This is a genomic window from Butyrivibrio sp., from assembly GCF_017635265.1.
GTDB lineage: Bacteria > Bacillota > Clostridia > Lachnospirales > Lachnospiraceae > Butyrivibrio.
The window spans coordinates 1-18340 of the sequence record NZ_JAGBLU010000102.1 but is presented as its reverse complement, the minus strand read 5'-3'; the positions used below and the strand labels follow the sequence as shown (position 1 = coordinate 18340).

The 18340-nt window shown below is 41.8% G+C and carries 15 protein-coding genes; 10 read left to right on the top strand and 5 right to left on the bottom strand.

What is annotated here, in order from left to right:
• The 3 genes from J6O61_RS12230 to J6O61_RS12220 all read right to left on the bottom strand — a co-directional run.
• On the bottom strand, positions 1-423 hold a 423-nt coding region (locus J6O61_RS12230; protein WP_330613783.1), incomplete at its 3' end, for a hypothetical protein.
• A gap of 72 nt (positions 424-495) precedes the next feature.
• A complete protein-coding gene (locus J6O61_RS12225) occupies positions 496-2112 on the bottom strand; it encodes a recombinase family protein (RefSeq protein WP_292213607.1) in 1617 nt (538 codons plus the stop codon).
• Positions 2113-2242: 130 nt separating this feature from the next.
• Positions 2243-2440 (bottom strand): hypothetical protein, encoded by a 198-nt coding sequence (locus J6O61_RS12220; protein WP_292213604.1) that lies wholly within the window; start codon positions 2438-2440, stop codon positions 2243-2245.
• Positions 2441-2600: 160 nt separating this feature from the next.
• Between J6O61_RS12220 and J6O61_RS12215 the strand changes: the two genes are divergently transcribed.
• The 6 genes from J6O61_RS12215 to J6O61_RS12190 all read left to right on the top strand — a co-directional run bounded on the left by J6O61_RS12215 (position 2601) and on the right by J6O61_RS12190 (position 10680).
• On the top strand, positions 2601-4943 hold the full coding sequence (locus tag J6O61_RS12215) for an Archaeal ATPase (RefSeq protein WP_292213600.1): 2343 nt from the start codon (positions 2601-2603) through the stop codon (positions 4941-4943).
• 201 nt (positions 4944-5144) lie between these two features.
• Positions 5145-5477: a DUF3847 domain-containing protein gene (locus J6O61_RS12210; RefSeq protein WP_292213599.1), complete on the top strand. Its 333-nt coding sequence runs from the start codon at positions 5145-5147 to the stop codon at positions 5475-5477.
• A 219-nt stretch (positions 5478-5696) separates the two neighbouring features.
• Positions 5697-7304 carry a MobQ family relaxase gene (gene mobQ, locus J6O61_RS12205; RefSeq protein WP_292213597.1) on the top strand — a complete coding sequence of 536 codons (1608 nt, stop codon included), beginning with the start codon at positions 5697-5699 and terminating at the stop codon, positions 7302-7304.
• Positions 7258-7881 (top strand): DUF6040 family protein, encoded by a 624-nt coding sequence (locus tag J6O61_RS12200; RefSeq protein ID WP_292213595.1) that lies wholly within the window; start codon positions 7258-7260, stop codon positions 7879-7881. The genes mobQ and J6O61_RS12200 overlap by 47 nt, the downstream gene beginning before the upstream one ends.
• A gap of 165 nt (positions 7882-8046) precedes the next feature.
• Positions 8047-8442 carry a hypothetical protein gene (locus J6O61_RS12195; RefSeq protein ID WP_292213594.1) on the top strand — a complete coding sequence of 132 codons (396 nt, stop codon included), beginning with the start codon at positions 8047-8049 and terminating at the stop codon, positions 8440-8442.
• Between the two features lie 120 nt (positions 8443-8562).
• Entirely contained in the window at positions 8563-10680 is a 2118-nt protein-coding gene (locus tag J6O61_RS12190) for a methyl-accepting chemotaxis protein (protein ID WP_292213592.1), read from the top strand.
• 110 nt (positions 10681-10790) lie between these two features.
• On the opposite strand, the gene J6O61_RS12185 is transcribed toward J6O61_RS12190, so the two are convergent.
• Positions 10791-12419 (bottom strand): cation:proton antiporter, encoded by a 1629-nt coding sequence (locus J6O61_RS12185; RefSeq protein ID WP_292213589.1) that lies wholly within the window; start codon positions 12417-12419, stop codon positions 10791-10793.
• A gap of 200 nt (positions 12420-12619) precedes the next feature.
• Here J6O61_RS12185 and J6O61_RS12180 point away from each other — a divergent pair, with 200 nt between their 5' ends.
• The 4 genes from J6O61_RS12180 to J6O61_RS12165 are packed head-to-tail and all read left to right on the top strand — an operon-like array spanning position 12620 to position 18070.
• Positions 12620-14221, top strand: a complete 1602-nt coding sequence (locus J6O61_RS12180; protein WP_292213587.1) for a PAS domain-containing hybrid sensor histidine kinase/response regulator — start codon at positions 12620-12622, stop codon at positions 14219-14221.
• A gap of 12 nt (positions 14222-14233) precedes the next feature.
• On the top strand, positions 14234-17146 hold the full coding sequence (locus J6O61_RS12175; RefSeq protein WP_292213585.1) for an ATP-binding response regulator: 2913 nt from the start codon (positions 14234-14236) through the stop codon (positions 17144-17146).
• A 29-nt stretch (positions 17147-17175) separates the two neighbouring features.
• Positions 17176-17541, top strand: a complete 366-nt coding sequence (locus J6O61_RS12170) for a PAS domain-containing protein (protein ID WP_292213584.1) — start codon at positions 17176-17178, stop codon at positions 17539-17541.
• Positions 17542-17590: 49 nt separating this feature from the next.
• Positions 17591-18070, top strand: a complete 480-nt coding sequence (locus tag J6O61_RS12165; RefSeq protein ID WP_292213583.1) for an Hpt domain-containing protein — start codon at positions 17591-17593, stop codon at positions 18068-18070.
• Between the two features lie 45 nt (positions 18071-18115).
• Here the strand turns inward: J6O61_RS12165 and J6O61_RS12160 are convergent, their stop codons facing one another.
• Positions 18116-18241, bottom strand: a complete 126-nt coding sequence (locus tag J6O61_RS12160; RefSeq protein WP_292213581.1) for a hypothetical protein — start codon at positions 18239-18241, stop codon at positions 18116-18118.
• Positions 18242-18340: the final 99 nt, after the last annotated feature.

Below are 18340 nucleotides of genomic sequence, written 5' to 3'. Positions count from 1 at the left end.
TATGCCAAAGTTTAAGGCATATTCTGATTTTTCTGATAACTGCATAAGTTCTTCATCAGAATATCTTTTAGATGAAAAAAGAAGTTTGAAGCTTCTAAAAAACTCTGCAAAATGACCGGAAGCACCAAGTATAATAAGCTGCATCCCAAGCAGTGAGATTAAGGATGGAGGATCGATGAAGTAGATTATCATCCCAACTCCGCCAGATATAATTGTAATCAGATAAATAAAGAGGCACAACAAAATAATACCAGCAACAGTTCCGACAACGGCGTTTCTGCCTTGTCTTTTGACATTTTCATTTGTTTTTATAAGTTCTACCATATTTTCTTCCGCCTTTCCGTTGTAATCCACGCTGGATAGGCGCTGCCCAGATAACAGTTCATTAATACTAATATCAAGTACTTTGCATAGATCTGCCATAATTGAAGTATCAGGCATACCACGACCTGTTTCACTTAGTTAAAGATATGGGTAACAAACTGGATAGAAAGATCAGTCGATCTTTCCGATAAAGCGATAGTAGATCTCTACTTCCTGCTCTATAGTGCCATCATCCTTTTTGACTGCCTGATGTACCGCAATCTTTTCTATAAGAGCATTCAGCAGAGGTGCTGTAAGTTCGGGGATATCACTGTACTTCTTAATGAGGTCAAGCCACTTTTCAGCGTTCGATTCGTTTTCCCTGGCTTCTTTTAACTCGTCGCCAAGGCTTTTTATCTTTTCTTCAAGTTCAGCCTGTTCCGTCTGATATCTCTCTGACAGCATATTGAAATTGTATTCTGTGATTTTACCTGAAACATAGTCCTCATAAAGCCTTGCAAACAGACTGTCCAGCTCTTTCTTTCGCTTCATGGCTTTTTTCAGGTCATCTTCCTGTTTCTTTCGGATATTACCTGACTCCTTATCACAGGCCGCCATAAGCTTCTTAAATAGCTTTTCTTCATCAAGCTGTGCCTGCTGTGTCCAGTATCTTAGCCTTTCAAGTACATATGCGTACAGTAGGTCGTATTTGATGAAGTGATTGGTGCAGTGATTCTTGCCATACTGGCTATATCTGCTGCATTTGAAATACTTGTAAGGATTGGATTTTGAGGCATGGGTGGATATTCCCAATGACCATCCGCAGTCAGCGCATTTCACAAGCCCTGCGAAAATCTGTGTTTCCTTTACTTCTTTCTGGACACGCTTTCTTGAAGCGATCATCTGCTGGACTGTTTCAAAGTCCTCTTTTGAAATAATTGGTTCATGAGTATTTTCAACCCGCATCCATTCGCTCTTATCTTTGCGAACCCGATGCTTATTTTTGAAGGAAACATTTGACTCCCTGTAATGGATAGTATTGCCGATATAGGTCTCATCCTTTAAGATGCTTTTTACCTGAGCTATCGTCCAGGCGTATGCCTTTTCCTGCGGAGCTCCGGCATAGATATTTGCAAATGTGCCATCTCTTTTAAAGTTGAGATATCCCGGTGTTGGAACCTTTTCTTCAACAAGCATTTTTGTTATCTTTCCAGCTCCATTCCCAAGCAGGGCATATTCAAATATCTTTTCTATTATCCATTTTGTTTCTTCATCTACAGCCAGCTTGTTTTTGATGTCAGGATGCCTCTTGTAGCCAAGTGGTGCATAGGCGAAAGTTCTTTCACCATTTTTAAACTTTGCACTCATGCAGGCTTTGATCTTACGGCTTGTGTCCTTGGCAAACCACTCATTAAAGAGGTTCTTGAAGGGAACAAAGTCGCTCAACCCTTTCTCTGTGTCTTCTCCGTCAGACACAGCTATATAACGGACATCCTTCTCAACAAAGTAGAACTCCAGATAATAGCCCATCATTACGTGTTCCCTGCCAAATCTGGACAGATCCTTTGTAATGATGCAGTTGATCTTCCCGGACTCAACATCCTCAATCATGCGCTTGAATTCCGGTCTGTCGAAGTTTGTTCCAGACCATCCATCATCCACATATTCGTCAACAACATGGAATCCGTTTTCTTTAACAAACTGATTTAAAATGGTTCTCTGAGTCTCAATACTCACGCTGTCGCCGTAATTCTCATCATCACGGCTGAGTCTTAAATATAACGCTGTATTGTATACCTGTTGTTTCATTTCTTTTTTGCTCCTTTCACTTATGAAACAACCCACACTTACAATACATGCTTAAACCAAATATATCATAAGTGGGTGTGACCGACAATTTATAACAGAATATTTGATGCTCGTTTGCATCTCATCTTATCTATCCAGCCCTGCTCTGGGGCAGGCGCCCGAATCTGTTCTGGGCTCTTGCCTGTCTTAAGACCGACTCTTCGATAATGTTTTCAATAGGCTTTCCTTCTTTATTGAAATGTTCCTTTATGATGATCCTTACACCGTCATATTCGAAGTAATCGTTTCCGGCCTGTTTCTCTTTAGCTTTTAACATCTGTTCCCCCATGTTCATAGCCTCCCTCTGTATTCATTTGAAGGTTTGCATATGCTATAATTTCCATAACTGTTGCATTCCTTCTATGTTCATCTTATGGAAACAGGGGTGTTTTCTCCTTGATGGCAGATTGATGTGAAATTGCAAAATTTTCTGAAAGGAGCCTGCGCTGATGGAACGTCTCGATTTTTGCAGCATAACAGGCATAATCAAGGAATACTGTAATGAAGAAAAGCTTGGAAGCCAGCTCAACTTTGTTGAGAAGCTCTTCTTTTCATGTGTATATGGGGAAGCGGATGATACGATTTATTTTGATGAAACTCAGGTTTGTCGCTGGCTCAAGGGGCAGATTAATGTCAGCAGGACAATCATAGCCTACTATATCAGCTCCGAAGAGCATCAGAAGAATCTGAAAGCGGATATTGAGAGCAGAATAGTCAACATCCTTTATGATAAGGAAATGGCTGCAAGCAGACTCAAAGATCTTCTTTTAAGTGACACCACCATTTCTGATTCCCAGAAGAAAAAACTTCTGAAATCATGCGGAACCGCCACAGACGGTCAGATAGCTACATTTGTTTCCGGTCTGCTTCTTTTTGCAATGGAGCGGAAGTTTGTAAAGCGTGAAACAGATAAAAAACTTCTTTCAGTAGGGGAATACTCACCTGTTATCGCAGATTATATCTTCGAAAATGATCCGCCTATGCCATGCAGGTTTTTCTGCGGAAGGGATACTGAACTTGAACAGCTCCACGAAGAGCTTGTATCAAAAGGAAAGGTGTTCCTGTATGGAATTGCAGGTATTGGAAAAAGCGAACTTGCCAAAGCCTATGCAAAGAAATACAAAAAGGATTACTGCAACATCCTTTATATCTCATATACCGGAGACCTCACAAAAGATATATCCGAACTTGGATTTGCTGACGACCTGCCTGATGATACCGTAAGGGAACGCTTTAACAGACATAACAGATTCCTTTGTTCTTTAAAAAGTGACAGTCTCATCATCATAGATAACTATGATACGACTTCTGATAAAGACCGTTTCCTTTCTGATCTTATGAAGTACAAGTGCCGCATCCTTTTTACAACAAGGAGCAGCTTTTATGATTATGACAGATTTGAACTGAGAGAGCTTTCTGAAAAGGAAGATCTCCTTACTATTGTTTCTGATTTTTATGATTATACGGACTCCGAAAAAGCTGTCATAGATGAGATCATCGAAACAGTTCACAGCCATACCTTTACTGTAGAGCTTGCATCAAGACTCCTTCATTCAGGTATGCTTACTCCTTCTGAATTATTACAAAAGCTGAAAGATGAAAACGTAAAACTCTCCTCGGCAGATATCATAGGAATTAAGAAGGACAGCTCCATTTTGAAGAACTCCTACTATGGACATATACACACTCTCTTTTCATTATCGGAACTTGATGAATCGCTGACCGTGATCATGAGGTATATGTCATTTGTTCCTCATACCGGAATTGACAAAAGGCTTCTCGCTAAATGGGCCTGTCAGACCAACATGAATGCCATCAATAATCTCATTGAGCTTGGCTATATAAAGGAACTTCCCTTAAACCGCATCTGTCTTCACCCGATGGTTCAGGAGATAACCATAGCTGATACCACACCATCAGTTACTAATTGTAAGGAAATGCTCGATTACATCCAGCAGAACATCCTGATCATGCATGGTATTGATGTTCCTTATGCCAAGATACTGATTGAGACCTTAACAAATATCATGAATATAATTGAAAAAGATGATACAGAGTACTACCTTGTGTTTATAGAGGATGCTTTTGTATATATGTCCGGATACAGTTACGAATCCGGCATGAGGAACATCATCGCAGATATGGATGAGCTTTTATCGGGCACAGCCTTTGAAGGGAACCTGCACCGTGCCTTATTATATGATTTCAGGTCAACGATCAAGGATACCTTTGAAAACCAGACCGATAAAGCAGTAAAGCTTGAAGAAAAAGCTCTTTCAGTATTGCCGGAACCATCTACAGAAACAGCCCTTCTTATTTCAAACATCAACGCAAACTACGGCGGACTAATGCATAAATGCGGTGAGCTTGATGTCGCCTGTGAATATATGCAAAAGGGGATTGAGATCCTTCGTGAGTACCATCTTGAACATATGAACCAGATGATCATTCAGATATGTAACTATGCAACTCTTCTGACGGACATGGGAAATACTGATGATGCACTTTCACTTATTAAAAAATGTCAGAAGCTTGTTAAGGAATACAACTCTGATAAATGTCACGATTATGCGATACTTGAAGAAGTGATAAGCAGGATATACCTGATTACAGGACAAGTAAAAGAAGCAACCGCACACAGAAAAAAGGCTGTTGCAATATATGAAAATATATGGGCAGACCAGCCCGAACTCATAGAACAGAAATATACCGAGATTGAACAGGACTACTTTGAAACAGGTTTGGGTCTTGGTTCCCAGATACTAAACAGATTATCTCAAATAAAGAAATAACATGTTCCTTTTCTATTACAGGTCCGAGGAGATTTTTCTCCCCGGACTTTTTCTATTTCATTTTCTTGCAATTTTCCATCAATTCCACATCAAGGTTAAACTTCCCCTCTCCAAATAGAATGAACCTGTAATCAAACAAAGCTTCAGATCCACATTTTAAGTTTGGGAGATTACAAATCCAAAGAAAGGGGGAAACAAAATATGCCAAGAAGCAAAAAGAGTATCGAAGAGCGCATAGGTGCCAAGGATGATGAAATCCAGAAGTACCTTGAGAAAGCCGACCAGCTAAAGGCGCAGAAAAAGATGCTTGAAAAGCAGAAAAAGGAAGCTGACAGAAAAGCCAGAACCAAGAGGCTTATCGAAATCGGTGGAACCGTTGAGTCTGTACTTGGCAGGGAGTTTACGGACGACGATAAGATCCGCCTTATGAACTTCCTCAAAGCCCAGGAACGCAACGGAAAATACTTCACCAAAGCCATGGAAAAAGAACTTCCGGCAGCCAGTGAAAGCTCGCCTTCCACAGACGCTTCCTAATTCCCTGACAAGGGCGCACTTATATATGGGCGGAGCCCATATTATACCACTTCGCTTCGCTCGCTAGTGCGCTCTTCGAGGAGCGGGACGTTGTCCCTGCACCCAAGTCCTGTGCGGACAGCACTCTTACGCAGAGAGCGGTCTTGTGCAGACGGCATAAAGGGCACAGCCCTTTATAGATATCCATTTAACCATAGAACGAAAGGGGGGTGATGTTAAATGTCTATCTATCATTGTTCCATTAAGATTATCGGTCGTAACGGCGGACGTAGCGCTGTTTCAGCTGCAGCTTATCGCTCCGGCGAAAAGCTTTACAGCAATGAAACAGGACTCATCCATGACTACACAAGAAAAGGTGGAGTTGTCATGAATGAGATTATCCTTCCGGATAATGCTCCTGCCCGCCTTTTAGACCGTGAAATCTTATGGAACGAAGTACAGCAGGTAGAAAAAAGAACAGATGCCCAGTTTGCCAGGGAAGTTGAAGTTGCGCTTCCCTACGAACTGACAAGAGAAGAACAGCTAGAATGTGTCAGAGGCTTTATAAAAGAAAACTTCACATCAAAAGGTATGATAGCGGACTGGGCATTGCATGATAAGGGTGATGGAAATCCCCATGCGCATATCATGCTGACGGTACGTGAGATAAATGAGGAAGAAGGCTGGCAGCTAAAGCAGCGGTCTGTTTTCGCCAATGGCCGTGATGAAAACGGGAAACCCATTTATGATCCATCGAAACCTTCCTACAATCCAAATGACAGGGAGAAAACATCCCAGTACCGCATCCCTGTCCTTGATGAAAATGGCAATCAGAAAACCAGAGTCCGTCAGGGAAAAGGAACAGAATACCTGTGGGAGCGAATATCCATTCCGGCTAATGACTGGAATGAACACAGCAAATGTGAACAGTGGCGAAAGTCCTGGGCGGAACACTGTAACCATTATCTGTCACCTGAGATTCATATCGATCACAGGTCTTATGAAAGACAGGGGCTCGATATTGAGCCAACTGTACATGAGGGTGTTACTGCAAGAAAAATGGAGAAAAATGGCAAGGTCTCTGACAGATGCGAAATAAACCGTGAGATCAGGCAAAGAAACATGCTGAGGCAGAAAATAGCTGATGAATTCAGCGAACTATCAAAAAACATCTTATCAAAAGCGAGGTATCTATATGGACGAATTACAGGAATCCTTACAAAAGAAAAGTCTCGAAGAGCTGCTAAAGATTCTAGAGAGGCAGGAATCGCTGGTCTCCCTGTTGGAGGAATTACAGACGGAGAACGAATCTCTGGAACAGTCGGAAGCACTCCTGAGGGATCAGGTGAGTTTCCTGGAGAGACAGCTATCAGAGGCACAGATGGAGATAAAAGAAAAAGAGGAAGATCTGGACGAGCTGATGGAATTAAACAACAGCTTGAACAGCGAAAACTCGAAGCTCCAGTCACAGATAAAAGAATTGCTGAACTTAAAAGATTAAAAACAGAAAAGGAGAACACACTTAATGAAAGAATCAGAAAACTCATGGAATATCGGGGATCTGGTATCGAAGATGGAAGTGATGCAAAAAGAGAACGAAAATCTGACCTTACTCCTAAACCAGAAAGAGGAGCAGATACAGCAGCTCTCATCCGAGATATCAGAAATACAATCAGTTCTGCAGGCTTTAAAGAGCGAACTGCAGAAAAAGAGCGATCAGATCGTGACACTAAAAGGCGCAGACTTGATCTTGAAAGAAAACGTAATGCTGAAAGAGAAAGACAGGCAGCGATTGAACGAATTGAACAGAACAAAAAGAGAAGCCGAGACAGAGGTCCGAGCCTGTAAAGACAGCTGCAACACTTATAAGGCTGTCTTAGACCGGAATTATGACGAGCGTTATCGTGATTTTAAAAACAAGTTCGACACAGAGAACATGGCTCTTAAATCTGATCTTAACCTAAGCATAATCTACTCCGCTATTGTAACCCTGCTATCAGCAATGAAGTCTGCCACCTTTGTGGTGGACTTCATGGACTTCTTCGAAGGGATTAAAAACATCATAATAAGCTACCTGGCGAAGGTAACAGAATCCGGTGAATCAGCCGCAAAGATATGTGAACCAATAACCAATCCGGTTATCAGGAATATAGTCCATCAGCTGATAGCCTCCATGGCATCTGCATCAATCATAATCATAACCGTAATAGTGATAATCCTTCTGATAAGGGGATATGTCATCTGGTACAAAAGAGAAATCTTTGATAACATATCACTATTGATTACGACGTTTACGCTCTTGACTACAGTATTCCTAGCAGATGAGATCAAAACCCTGTTACCTGTGAATCTTATAACCATCAATCTGATCATCCAGCTACTCTATAACGGCATAAGAGTCTATACGCTAAACAATAAGGACTGAGCTCGCCTATTTAATGTCATCAAGTTATTAACTGAGATGCAGAGGGTTCCTTTATATTTTTTTAATATTTCTGTAATTGAAGAGCCCTTTGTATCTTATTAAAATAAAACTAGCAGGATTCAACGCAAAAAAGCATTTAAATATATGTTTTTTAGGAGGCTTTCTATGGAACATAATGAAGTTGTAAGCGTCAAATGGCACCAGTCCATACTCTTTCGTGTGATTCTTACTAATGTGATAATGCTGCTGGTATTCGTTCTGGTTATGTACACCAGTATAACCTCACTAAACAACACAGCCAGCACCTCATCAACCATGCTTGAATATATATCAGGTGCAAGTGCAAGCGCCAACAACGTAGCTTCAGATACATACTACCTGTACGGGCAACCTTATGCCTATTATTTCGCTGATGAGGAATACAGGGCTGAAATTGTAACTTATGTCGCAGAGGTAAACGAAGAGATACTTGAAGCTGCGGAGCATCTGTCTACCGCTTTTGCTTCATCAAATGATACTACTTCCCAAACTGCCAATAAATATTATATTAACGCAATATAATTTATCGCTAAAAGAATCCTGATCTAAAGAACATAATGTTTTAGAAAAAATTAATATTCGGAATAGTAAAAATCTTGTATCATAAAATTAAATCGGAGTCCCTATTTTAGGAGGTTTGACATGGCAAAAGATAATACCAAAAAGAAGAAAGAAAATTCATTACAGATTGAAGGCATGAGCCTTAAAATCAAACTCATTGTAACAATTGTACCTATTGTTGCGATTCTTCTTATTGCTCTTACTGTCATTACCACTCTTGTCAGCAGAAGCATAATCCTGGAAAGATCAAACAGTGAAATGGCTGCAACTCTTGGAGAACACACAAACTATATTTCAGCTGAACTTGAAGATATCCGGGCGCAGGCCAATACAGTTGCCAGAATGGTCGCTGGAACATATGAATCCGCTTCATTCGAAGGATACGGAAATGCACTTGCTGAAGTAGTAGAGGGCAGCGATCTGGTACTTGGTGCAGGATTGTGGTTTGAGCCTAATACTTTTGATAAAGACGCTCAGTATTATGGACCTTATTGGTATAAAAACACAGACTCAAACGGAAATTGGGATGGAAAAGATCTGATTCTTACCTGGGACTATTCAAATGCAGAATATGACTATTTTTCCCAGGAATACTACACAAATGCGAAGACGCTTCCTACTGCAACCATAACCGATCCTTACTATGACCCGTCAAGTGGACTTGTTATGGCATCCTGCTCAGCGCCAATAAAAACAATATCGGGTGACTTTGTTGGATGTATAACAGTAGATATCATGCTCACATCCATCAGCGATCAGATTGGTTCAATAAGGGTTGGCGAGACAGGAACTCTTTTCCTCATAGATGGAAACGGTAATTATATTTATCACCCGGCATTTCCTGATGCCATAAAAGATGAAATGAATATAACTGCATCCACGGAAATGGGTGATTATGTCCAAAAGATCATGTCCAATGACGAAGGTGAAGGCTCTTTTAAATGGGAAGGAACTAAAAGACTTTTGTTTTGGGATAAAGTTCCTGACATGACCTGGAAAATAGGTCTTACGCTTACTGAAGACGAACTGCTGAAAGAAGTCAACACACTTATGTATGTTTCCATAATCGTATGTCTTCTTGCAATAGTGCTCACTACCAGCATAATAATATACCAGGCATCCGGAATTGCTAAGGCCGTTGCAGTTGTTGCCGATTCTCTTGCACATCTTCGTGAAGGTGAATTTGTCAGAATAGTCGGCGTTAAGAAAAGAACGGATGAGATCGGCCTCATGACTGAAGCCACCAACGATGTCATTGACAAACTGGATGACATCGTTTCAAGCATAAAGGAATCTGCTATGTCAGTTGGTTCATCTTCCGAAGAACTATCTGATATGGCCAATCAGATTTCTCAAACAGCGGAGGACGTATCAAATGCCGTCCAGGAAATTGCATCCGGCGCAACGCAGCAGGCTGATGAAATCCAAAGTGCATCGGAAAATGTCGGTCTCATTGGAGATGCAGTGAATGACGTACAGAATTCAACGGGAGACCTGTCCAGTACAGCCAATAAAATGAAAGAAGCTTCTGAGGTTTCCAGCAGGTCATTGTCTTCTCTCCAGGAATCTTCTCAGGAAATGACAGCTAAAATTGATGAGATATCAAAGACCATACAGGCCACCGAGGAAGCAGTTACCAACATTAGCAGCAAAGTGGAAGGCATTACTTCAATTGCAACACAGACCAATCTTTTATCACTTAATGCATCCATTGAAGCTGCAAGAGCCGGTGAAGCCGGCAAGGGATTTGCAGTTGTAGCTGAAGAAATAGGTCAGCTGGCTGAAAATTCCAAACAGCTGGCTGATGATATACGAGTTGAAATGGAAATGCTTCTTACTCAGGCAAAGGCTGCAGTTGATGCCGCAGAAGATGTACGCCAGGGAAATGTCGATCAGCAAGCTGCTCTTGGCGAAACACTTATAGCTGTAAACGGAATGTTGGAAGATATTGGCAGTACAGTAGGTGGTGTTAAACTGATCAGCGCAGGCGCTGATACTTGTGAATCATCCAAAAATGCCGTTGTTGACACAATGAGCGCTCTTTCTGCTATTTCCGAAGAAAACGCCGCATCATCTCAAGAGACAGGAGCCTCTATGCAGGAACTGTCAGCTACAGTTACAACTCTTGCAGGCAGCGCAACATCTCTAAAGGAAATCGCTGAAAAACTTAATGAAGAAATGCAGTTCTTTAAATCTTAACGAACCGAGCCGGTAAGCATCCTGTTGCAGACTATATACTCTTAAATAAGACAACTGTAAAAAAGTGGAAACAGCCGTTTTGCCTAAACTGCTGTTTCCACTTTTTTTGTTCATTTCTTTGACTTCTTATCCTTTTTATCTTTTTTCTTCTTATCGCCCTTTTTTGACTTTTTATCCTTCTTTTTCTTCTTAGGTGGATCCTCATCAAACTGATTCTGAAAATACTCTTCTGCCCCTTCATCAAAAGAGCGTTCATTTAGGTTTTCAACATCATAACCATCTTCATCTGTTGAAAAAACACTTAGGGTGACATTACTTGAATCTGAAACATCAGTCATTAAAATTTCTTCATCTGTGCCTTTTGCATATTCTGCATTCTCTATGCTGTTTATATCAGAATTACAGGCTTCTTCAGTCGGATTTGAATTGTCGTTTATCGTATTATTGTCACTGCCCGCTTCCGAAACAGACTCATCTTTAGGCTCTGCATCCGCCTGTTCATCACCCCCATAAGATCCGGACAAATACAGAGAGAGCTTTGCGGCTGCAGGGCCTATCAGTTCATACAAAACACTTGATGCCAGTATGATAGTCAATAGAGCATTGCCCATTTCTCCGCTTATAGCTCTGGCTCCAAGCTCTGCAAGTCCAATCGCAACGCCCGCCTGTGGTATAAGCGCAAGGCCCAGATATCTCTGAACCTTTATCCCTGAGCCTACAATCCTGCAGCCCACATAGGCCCCAAGGTATTTTCCCATAATCCTGACCAGGAAATACCCAATGCCTACCACAATAAGAGGAGCTGCGCCAAAGCGTCCCGTGCTAAAAAGTGCCCCCAGGTCAAAGGAAACGCCTGATCTAACAAAAAACACCATCAAAATAGGGGGACTGAAATAGTTAAGCTGCTTAAACAGCCTGTCATCATCAGTAATATTGATATATACAGAACCCATAGCCATACATCCAAGGAGGGGAGAAACCTGCACGATTGATGCAATTCCGCAAAACGTAAACAGAAATGCTATGGCTATGATTAGTCTGTTGTCAGTACTGTGCCTTCTCTTCATTGAAAAAGACAGCAGAATGCCAAAAACACCGCCAACAAACAGGATAAGTAAATTTAACAGGAAAGGAATGATTGAATCCAGTATACTGATACTCTTTCCGGAAGCTGCTGCAGTTGCTACTGATATTGCAATGCTGTAGGCCATAAGTCCAACAATATCATCCAGAGCCACCACCTGCAGCAAAGTATCTACAAACTCTCCCTTTGCCTTGGTCTGACGTATGGTCATCATGGTTGAAGCAGGGGCAGTTGCCGCAGCAAGGGCTGCTATAACTGATGAAAATGGCAGCGGCAGTTTTAAAAGCCAGAAGCATAGAACAAATACCAAAATCGATGCCATCAGAGCCTCAAAAAGCGTGATGACCACTACTTTTATTCCATTCTTTTTCAGCACCTCCACTTTGAAGAAATTTCCTGTTGAAAAAGCAATAAAAGCAAGGGCCAGATCAGGTAGAAAGCTTGTTTCCTTAAGGAAATAGCCCGGAATAAGGTTGAGAAAATACGGTCCTATCAGAATTCCGGCCACAATATAAGCTGTTACATTAGGGAGCCGCAGCTTCTTGGTTATTCTTGTCATTAAGAAACCGGCAAGAAGCATTATTGATAAAGAAAGAATCGCAGGCGCAACAATCGACCCGGATGCAAATTTGTCATAAAAGCCATCTATATTCACGAATTAACTTCCCCCGTCTATAAGTATTTACCTTATCATACTCTCATTATCGAACAATTTCAAAACCGCCGCTTAACGCAATTAAGTTGAATTTGTTTATAGTATGTTAATAAAGTGTGCAAACGCAATCCCGCCGATAAGTGTTATAATTCTTAGTATAGGTCGAACTATAGTCTTTTTTATTCTTAGGAGAACTAAAAATGCGTACAGATAAGACTAAACTTTCACTGGAATCAATAGAAAACATTTCAGAGAGGATGCCCGGCGGATTCTTTATATACAAGGCTGACGAGACCGAAGAGCTTATTGCATACAACGATGTCGTCCTGAATATCTATGGCTGCGCTGACCGCGCCTCCTTTAAAAAGCTTACCGGCGGAACTTTCAAGGGGATGGTTCATCCCGATGATTACAAAAACGTAGACAGTTCAATATTGGATCAGATTTCCACTGATGAGGAGAAATTCGATCACGTGGAATACCGCATCATAAAAAATGACGGTTCCGTTGCTTATGTGGATGATTTTGGAAGGCTTGTGGACACAGAGGAATTTGGCAGTGTTTACTACGTATTCATTCAGGATATCACTGAAAAGAAGCGTATTATGGACGAAAATTTCAGAATGGAGAAAGAGCTTGAAAGGCAGCGCCAGACCAAGATCATCAGGGATGAATTTCTTTTTAATGTATCCCATGATATAAGGACTCCCATGAATGCGATCATGGGATATACAGACCTTGCAATCAAGTACATGGATGACAAAAAGGAGCTGTCCGAGAGCCTTTCAAAAGTTAAAGAGTCCAGCAAGCATATGATGTCTCTTATCGATGACCTTCTGGACATGAGCGAGATAAGTTCAGGAGAAGTAACCCTCAGAGAAGAAATATGCAGCATCAAAGAGGAGCTTACTCTTGTTTACGATATCATGTACCTCAGAGCTAAGGAAAAAGATATAACGCTTGAAATGAACGTTGACGTTCCTGACGATACGGTTCTGATAGATGCCCACAGGCTGCGTCGTATCATAAGCAACCTTGTGGATAACGCCATCAAATTTTCAAATAAAGAAGCAAGAGTCATAGTTTCTGCCATGGCAGGCAAGCCCTCTGCGTCCGGCTACTCAAGGTATGAATTTATTGTGTCGGATACGGGCATAGGCATGTCAGAAGAATTTCTGCAGAATTTATTTACTCCATTCTCCAGAGAAAACAGCTCTACAGTATCAGGAATACGTGGAGCCGGGCTTGGCCTTTCCATTACAAAAAAACTTGTGGATATAATGGGTGGTACCATAAACTGCCAGAGCAAAAAAGGGGAAGGCACCACCTTTATTGTATCTCTCCCTCTTAAAGCAGCAAAAGGCTCAAAGAAGCCGGAAATCTCCAAGGATGCTCCCGCTAAAGCCGAAGGAACCTACAGACTTCTTTTAGTAGAAGACATGAAGATAAACAGGCTGATGGCTGAAAAGATACTTCTAAGCACCGGATTCCTGGTGGACTCCGTGGAGGACGGGTCAGATGCTGTAGAGAGTGTAGCGAATTCTGCCGAGAACTTCTACGACCTTATCATCATGGATATTCAGATGCCTGTCATGAACGGATATGAAGCAACGAGACGTATAAGAAGTCTTCCAAGGAAGGATTCCAAGTCAATTCCCATTATTGCCCTTTCAGCCAATGTCAGGGATGAGGACAGGCAAAAGAGCTTTGAAAGCGGTATGAACGGTCATATCGGAAAACCTTTTGAAGCAGACAAACTGATAAAAACCATAAACGATGAAATAGGCAAAAGAAAAAAATAAGGGAGATCTTTTATGGCTATAGACGATATGCACGAAAAGAACAATCTGGGCAGATATCTGGATCCTATACACGTATGGGCGCTTTCATTCGGTTGCGCTGTAGGATGGGGCACGTTTGTAATGCCGGGCACAACATTTCTGCCCCAGGCAGGTCCTCTTGGCACTGTAGCAGGCCTTCTTGTGGGCGCCGTTATCATGTTCATAATTGGTATAAACTACTATTACCTGATGAACAAATTTCAAGGCTCCGGCGGAACACTTACCTACACTGTCAAAACCTTTGGCTATGATCACGGTTTCATGAGTGCATGGTTCCTGATTCTGGTGTACATAGCGATTATATGGGCAAACGCCACTGCTTTGGGTCTTTTTAGCAAGTTCCTTTTAGGAGACACTTTCCAGTTTGGCTTCCACTATCAGATACTGGGCTATGACGTCTTTTTTGGCGAGGTAATGCTCTCTGTGGTTGCCATACTTGTAGCAGGCATACTATGCATGAAGGGCAAAAGACTCTCTGCAACTATTCAGGTCATCATGTGCTTTGTCCTTATTATCGGAATAATTATCTGCGCCGTATGCGTCGCTTATACAGAGCGTACCGGTCAGATTTTCTCAAGGCCTCTTTTCGCACCAACCTCAGACACTCCGTTAAAACAAATAATCTCGATTATCGCTCTTTCTCCCTGGGCTTATGTCGGTTTTGAATCAATATCAAACTCCGGCGCAGGCTTTAAGTTCTCTCCAAAAAAAGTACTTCCAATTATAATAACAGCTCTTTTCACATCTGCTCTTGCCTATGTAATGCTGGTGCAGATTGCTTCCGCCGGAATACACAGTAACTATCAGGGCTGGGTTGAATATATAAGTGACCTTCCGAATATAAGCGGAGTGCTGGGCCTTCCAACCTTCCATCTTGCCTATGATGCCCTTGGAAATGCAGGTATTATCATTCTTTCCATGGCCGCAATTTCAGGCATCATGACAGGTCTTATCGGAAACTTCATAGCAGCCAGCAGACTTATATACACCATGGCAAATGACGGAATGCTTCCTCACTGGTTCGGTGAGCTTAACGAAAGAAAAAGTCCGCAGAATGCCCTCTTAGTGCTTACAGGCATTTCGGTATTCATTCCTCTTCTTGGAAGAACTGCCATAGGATGGATCATTGACGTAAATACGATTGGAGCAGTCATCGCCTATGGCTACACCTCTGCTGCTGCATTTTGGAATGCTAAGAAAGAGGAAAACAAAAAGGTAATGACTACAGGCATTCTTGGCATGCTTGCATCAGTGCTGTTCTTTTTATACTTCATGATCTGGTCTGCCGGAGCAATGTCAACGGAAAGCTACCTGATCCTTGCAATCTGGAGCGTAATTGGCTTTATCTATTTCAGATTTGTTTTTGAACATGACAGCAAAAGAAGATTCGGCCATTCCGTCATTGTATGGATAACCCTGATGGGAATGATATTCTTCACTTCCCTTGTCTGGATAAAAAAAACTACGGATGACACCACAAAAGAAGTCATTGCCAACATAAGCAGTTATTACGAGGAGCAGAATCCGACTCTTTCTGATGAAGACTTAGAAAAAACCAGCGAATATATTAGCAGACAGCTGCAAAGCGCAGACAACGCACTTACCAGAAACAGCTTCATTCAGATGAGTCTTATTGTTATATCCCTCATTATTATGCTGCAGATTTACAGGATCATGTCCACAAGAGAAAATCAAGCAGAAAAAGAGACCATAAAAGCTCATGAGAGGAGCCGTGCAAAGACTATTTTCCTATCGAACATGTCCCATGACATCAGGACACCTATGAATGCCATAATCGGATATATTAACCTTGCAAAGGATGATAATGTCTCCCACGAAGAGCTGAAGGACTATCTTCTGAAAATAGAAGCCTCCAGCCACCATCTGCTTGCTCTTATCAATGACGTGCTGGAGATGAGCAGGATAGAAAGCGGCAAGATTGAGCTTGAAAATGCACCCGTGAATCTCCAGAAGACCTTTGATGAGGTCAGGGATCTTTTTGCTACCCAGATGTCTGAAAAAGAAATAAACTATGTGGTTGACATTAAGGACATTCACAATAAATATGTCTATTGTGACAAGAACAGACTAAACCGCGTACTTCTAAATCTCATAAGCAATGCCTATAAATTCACCCCCAACCAGGGCGAGGTATCTGTCAGAGTTAAGGAAAAAGATCTGGCGGAGCCCGGGAAGGCAAATTATGAAATCCGGGTAAAGGACAGCGGAATAGGTATGTCGGAAGAATTTGCCGCAAAAGTTTTTGAAGCATTCGAGAGAGAAAAAGATGCTGATGTAAATAAAATTCAGGGAACCGGTCTTGGTATGAGCATTGTTAAGAGCATTGTTGACCTTATGGGCGGAACCATTGATGTAAAGACCAAGAAGGGTGCAGGCACTGAATTTATCGTGAATCTCACACTGTCTCTCCAGTCTGCCGAAGACATTGAGAAGTCGGAAAAAGAAGAAAAACAGAGCATCTCTGAAAAGAAAGATTTCAGCGGAAAGAAAGTTCTTTTGGCAGATGATGTAATGGTAAACAGACAGATTGCCAAGAAGCTTTTAGAAAAAATGGGACTGACTGTAGACACAGCCGAAAATGGTCAGGAGGCCATTGAAAAAGTTAAATCTTACGGAGAAGGGTGCTTTGATGCAGTTCTTATGGATATCCAGATGCCGATTATGGATGGATATGAAGCTACTGCTATCATAAGAGGCCTTGAAGATCCTGATAAAGCCTCCGTTCCCATTATTGCCATGACAGCCAACGCATTTTCGGAAGACATCAAGAAAGCAACTGATGCAGGCATGAACGGTCACATTGCAAAGCCTATAGATATAAAACAGATGACAGAAACCCTGTCCAGAATACTGTATGAAGAATAAAGGTCGGGGCAGCGCCGAAAGGAAGTAAAATGCAGAGAAACAGAGTAATCAGCGATGACATCATGATGACCATACCTTCAAAGGAAGGCATGTCTGCAACGGAGTGGCTGGCTGAACAGATGCCCGGCGGCTTTTTTATCTACCGCGCGGATGAAAGCATGGAGCTTTTGTACGTCAATCAGTCCACCTGCGATATCTTCGGCTGTGATACTGTCGAGGAACTAAGGGAATTTACAGGCAACACTTTCCGGGGAATGGTTCATCCAGAGGACTACGAGCAGATACAAGATTCCATTGACGAGCAGATTGCAAAGCCCACAAACAGAAGAAATATAGATTACGTTGTTTACCGCATTATCCGCAAGGACGGCACCCCAGGAAAAAGGCAGATCTGAAATAGAAAAAGGCAAGGGCTATCAGTTTGATAAAGCCTTTGCCGATATTATGCTGGAAACGATAGATGAAGATAAAGATTATACCATGCGTGAAGGGACTGAAAGCGAAGCTTCTCTCAGAGAGAAGTCATCAGAAGATGCTCTTTCCCATATGGATAAAGCAACCACTATCCCTGACAAGCTCCTTAATCTGAACAGACTTGACTGCGAGCTTGGGGTTTATCTTTGCGGCGATGTAGAGGACTATTTGAGCGCTCTATCGGTATTTGCAGACTCCATATCTTCAAAATCCAAGAAAATTGAAAGCGCTCTTATGTCCGAAGATATCGAAATATACACAACACTGGTTCATTTCCTTAAAAGCTCTGCAAGGACCATAGGTGCCACGGATATTTCTGACCTTGCTAAAAAACTTGAAGCAGCAGGGAAAGATAAAAATCTTGATTTCATAAAAGAAAATACAAAAGATCTAATTTCACTGTACCGTTCATTGGAGGAGCCTCTTAGGTCAATATTATCCCCTCAGTAAACTATCGGAAGAACCTCAGATTGCTTTATATGTTCATCAACCTTATCAGGATAATTTGATCTCATCATACATCTGCTCAGCAACAGCCTGGATATCGAAGCCGTCAAGATCTTTATCCTGAGTTGAGAGTGAATAGGAAATGCCTATCTCAACATCGTACCAGGTTATCACGTCAACAGTCTCGTCTTCTCCGAGATACCTGTATGTATTTCCTTAGCAAATAATGTAAGTGTGGGCTGTTGGCTGTATCTTTAACTATGTGAAACTCCG